Origin of the sequence: Streptomyces pathocidini, from assembly GCF_001418495.1 — a bacterium.
Classification (GTDB): Bacteria; Actinomycetota; Actinomycetes; order Streptomycetales; family Streptomycetaceae; genus Streptomyces; species Streptomyces pathocidini.
The window spans coordinates 1-4,319 of the sequence record NZ_LIQY01000351.1 but is presented as its reverse complement, the minus strand read 5'-3'; the positions used below and the strand labels follow the sequence as shown (position 1 = coordinate 4,319).

Sequence of the window (4,319 nt, the reverse complement as noted above, 5' to 3'; positions counted from 1 at the left end):
CTCTATGGAGCTCCATAGAGCGGTGGGGAGCGGTGTGCCGCCGTACGGAGCGGACGGCTTAGGCTCAGGTCCATGAGCGAAGCGCGTGACGCCCTGCTGCGGCAGATCCAGGACAAGGCCGTGGTGCACGGCAAGGTGACCCTCTCCTCCGGCAAGGAGGCCGACTACTACATCGACCTGCGCCGGATCACGCTCGACGCCGAGGCCGCCCCGCTGGTCGGCCAGGTCATGCTCGACGCGACCGCCGACCTCGACTTCGACGCCGTGGGCGGGCTCACGCTCGGCGCCGACCCGGTCGCGAGCGCGATGCTGCACGCCGCCGCCGCGCGCGGGCGGGCGCTTGACGCGTTCGTGGTGCGCAAGGCGCAGAAGGCGCACGGCATGCAGCGCCGCATCGAGGGCCCGGACATCAAGGGGCGCCGGGTGCTGGTGGTCGAGGACACCTCCACCACCGGGGGCTCGCCGCTGACCGCCGTCGAGGCGGCGCGCGAGGCGGGCGCCGAGGTCGTCGCGGTCGCGACGATCGTCGACCGCGGGGCCGAGTCGGCGATCAGGGAGGCCGGGCTGCGGTACATCACCGCGTACGGCCTGCCGGACCTCGGTCTCTGAGGTGCTGAAGGTTCCGTACGGCTTCTGACCTGTGCGTTCCCGATTCGGGCGGGCCGGCGGAGGTTTCACGTGAAACCTCCGCCGGCCCGTCTCCGGATGGCTGGGTGGACCAATCGTCCGCGTCTGGGAAGATAGGCCCCGACGATGACGTCGCCCCCTGGGTCAGGCCAGCACCGACCAACCGGAACACCCGCACATCACAAGGAGCGGACAGATGCCCATCGCAACCCCCGAGGTCTACAACGAGATGCTCGACCGGGCGAAGGCAGGCAAGTTCGCCTACCCGGCCATCAACGTGACCTCGACGCAGACGCTGCACGCGGCCCTTCGCGGCTTCGCCGAGGCGGAGAGCGACGGCATCGTCCAGATCTCCACCGGTGGCGCGGAGTTCCTCGGGGGGCAGTACAGCAAGGACATGGTCACCGGCGCGGTCGCCCTGGCCGAGTTCGCGCACATCGTCGCCAAGAAGTACCCCGTCAACATCGCCCTGCACACCGACCACTGCCCGAAGGACAAGCTCGACACGTACGTGCGTCCGCTGCTGGCCGTGTCGCAGGAGCGGGTGGCCGCCGGGCAGAACCCGCTGTTCCAGTCCCACATGTGGGACGGCTCCGCCGAGAAGCTCGACGAGAACCTGGCCATCGGGCAGGAGCTGCTCGCCGAGGCCGTCAAGGCGAAGATCATCCTCGAGGTCGAGATCACCCCGACCGGCGGCGAGGAGGACGGCGTCTCGCACGAGATCAACGACGAGCTGTACACCACCGTCTCCGACGTCGAGCGCACCGCCGAGGCCCTCGGCCTGGGCGAGAAGGGCCGCTACCTGCTGGCCGCCTCCTTCGGCAACGTGCACGGCGTCTACAAGCCGGGCAACGTCGTCCTCCGCCCCGATCTGCTGCGCGAGCTCCAGGACGGCATCGCCGCCAAGCACGGCAAGACCGACCCGTTCGACTTCGTCTTCCACGGCGGCTCCGGCTCCACCGAGGAGGAGATCCGCACCGCGCTGGAGAACGGCGTCGTGAAGATGAACCTCGACACCGACACCCAGTACGCCTTCACGCGCCCGGTCGCGGACCACATGTTCCGCAACTACGACGGTGTGCTGAAGGTCGACGGCGAGGTCGGCAACAAGAAGACCTACGACCCGCGCAGCTGGGGCAAGCTCGCCGAGGCCGGCATGGCCGAGCGCGTCACCAAGGCGTGCGCGGACCTGCGGTCCACGGGGACGCACCTGAAGTAGGCGCGGCGCGCGTCTCGTACGCGGTCGCTGTCTCTGTACGCGGTCGCTCCGGGAACGCGTCGAGTACGCGGTTTCTCCGGGAGCGTGTCTGGTGCGCGGTCCCTTCGGGAGCGCTTCCCGGACGCGGTTCCTCCGGGCCCGGCACCTCGCTTCGGCGGGGCGCCGGGCCCGTTTCGCGTGGTCACCGGCGCGGTCGCCCTGGCCGGGGCGGCGTACGTCGTCGCGTACGTCGTCGCCAAGAAGTACCCCCAAGAAGTGCCCCGTCGGCATTGCGCCCGTCGACATCGCCCGTAGACATCGCACCTGCGCACCGGCCACTGCCCGGAAGGGGCGAGCCCGACACGTACGGGCGTCCGCTGCCGGCGGTTTCGCACGGTCCCGGTCCGGCCGGGTTGGCCCGTTCCCGGCGGGGCGAGGGATCATCGAGCCATGGGCGATGCCTCGCGTGGAGCCGCGGACGGGCCCGGGCGGGAGCCCGGGGCTGCTGAGGGGGCTGTTGAGGGTGGGTCCGCCCAGGCGTCCCCCGCTTCGGCCGGGCCCGGTCCCGCCGAGACCGCTTCCGGCCGGGCCGGGGGCGTCCGGATGGGGCAGGCCGCCGGGCGGTGGGTGGTGCTCGCGGCCGTGCTGGGGTCGGGGATGGCGATGCTGGACAGCACGGTCGTCAACGTGGCCCTCCCGCGCATCGGCGCCGACCTCGATGCCGACCTGGCGGTCCTCCAGTGGACCGTCAACGCGTACATGCTCACCCTCGCCGGGCTGATCCTGCTGGGCGGGGCGCTGGGCGACCGGTTCGGGCGGCGGCGGGTGTTCGTCCTCGGCATCGTGTGGTTCGCGCTGGCCTCCCTGGCCTGCGGGCTCGCGCCCAACGCCACCGTGCTGATCGCCGCCCGTGCCCTCCAGGGCATCGGCGGGGCCCTCCTCACGCCCGGCTCCCTCGCGCTGATCCAGGCCACCTTCCACCCGGACGACCGGGCGCGGGCGGTCGGCGCGTGGTCCGGGCTCGGCGGCGTCGCGGCGGCCGTCGGGCCGTTCCTCGGCGGCTGGCTCGTCGACGGGCCGGGCTGGCGCTGGGTGTTCCTGCTGAACGTGCCGGTGGCCGCGGTCTGCGTCCCGATCGCGCTGCGGCACGTACCCGAGTCGCGGAACCCGTCCGCGCACGGGCGGTTCGACGCCGCGGGCGCCGTGCTGGGCGCGCTGTCGCTGGGCGGGGTGACGTACGCGCTGATCGGCGCGCCGGAGCACGGGGCGTCGCCGATGGTCGTGGGGGCGGCGGTGGGCGGGCTGCTGCTGGGCGCCGCGTTCGTACGGCTGGAGCGGCGGCGGCGCGATCCCATGCTGCCGCCGGGGATCTTCGCCTCCCGGCAGTTCACGGCGGTCAACGCCGTGACGCTGTGCGTGTACGCCGCCTTCGGCGGGTTCTTCTTCCTGTCCGTGCTGCAACTGCAGGTAGTCGTGGGCTACTCGGCGCTCGCCGCCGGTACGGCGCTGCTGCCGACGACGCTGCTGATGCTGCTGCTGTCGGCCCGGTCGGGGGAGTTCGGCCAGCGGATCGGCCCGCGCATCCCGCTGACCGTCGGGCCGCTGCTGTGCGCGGCCGGGATGCTGCTGATGCTGCGGGCGGGGGCCGGGGCGTCGTACTGGACGGACATCCTGCCCGCGCTGCTGGTGCTGGGCTCGGGCATGGTGCTGCTGGTCGCGCCGCTGACCGCCACCGTCCTTGCCTCGGTGGACGTCGGGCGCGCCGGGCTCGCCAGCGGCGTCAACAACGCGGTGGCGCGCGCGGCCGGGCTGATCGCGGTCGCGGCCCTGCCGCTGCTCGCGGGCTCGGGCCCTGAGGCGTACCGCTCGGCGGCGGCCTTCGACCCGACGTTCCGCCGGTCGATGCCGATCTGCGCCGGCGTCCTGGTGGCAGGCGCCCTGATCGCCTGGTTCACGGTCCGCCCCAAGGCCCTGGCCCCGCCCGCCGAGGGCGAGCCCCAGCCCTGCCACGCCGAGTGCCGAACCCACTGCGCGGTCACGTCCCCACCCCTAAACCCAGGCGAGGACCCGCCGCTGCCCCCGCGCGAGAACCCGCCGCTGAACCTGGGCGAGAACCTGCCCTCGACCCCGCGCGAGGACCCGCCCTCGACCCGGGGCGGTGGCCCACCGCCCGAATCGAAGCCGGGGCCCCTGCCGCCGGGCGAGGGCCGCGCCGGCCTGCGGGACGGACCAGGCCCCCAAGGCTGAGGCCACCGGCCCCCACCGAGACCGCAAAGCCCGACTTCCGCAGTCAGGGCCCCGAGGTTGAGGGCCACCGGCCGTTGGTCTGACCACGAGCGGCGGGGTGAGGCCACCGGCGTTGGTCTGCCCGCGGGCGGCTCACAGGGCCGCCTCCGGCCGCGGCGGTGGGTGACCACCGCGGTGGCGGCTGGGACGGTGCCGAGGGGGGGACCGGTTGTGTCCCCGCCTCTGTCCGGAGCGCGGTGGCACGTCA

The 4,319-nt window shown here is 73.4% G+C and carries 3 protein-coding genes; all 3 read left to right on the top strand.

The genetic code is table 11. The annotated features are described in order from the left end of the window. Window positions 1–72: 72 nt before the first annotated feature. The 3 genes from pyrE to AOK16_RS17010 all read left to right on the top strand — a co-directional run bounded on the left by pyrE (window position 73) and on the right by AOK16_RS17010 (window position 4,072). Entirely contained in the window at window positions 73–609 is a 537-nt protein-coding gene (gene pyrE, locus AOK16_RS17020) for an orotate phosphoribosyltransferase (protein WP_055473094.1), read from the top strand. Window positions 610–823: 214 nt separating this feature from the next. Next, a complete protein-coding gene (gene fbaA, locus AOK16_RS17015) occupies window positions 824–1,846 on the top strand; it encodes a class II fructose-bisphosphate aldolase (RefSeq protein WP_055473093.1) in 1,023 nt (340 codons plus the stop codon). 582 nt (window positions 1,847–2,428) lie between these two features. Beyond that, window positions 2,429–4,072: an MFS transporter gene (locus tag AOK16_RS17010; protein WP_240483613.1), complete on the top strand. Its 1,644-nt coding sequence runs from the start codon at window positions 2,429–2,431 to the stop codon at window positions 4,070–4,072. Window positions 4,073–4,319 lie beyond the last annotated feature (247 nt).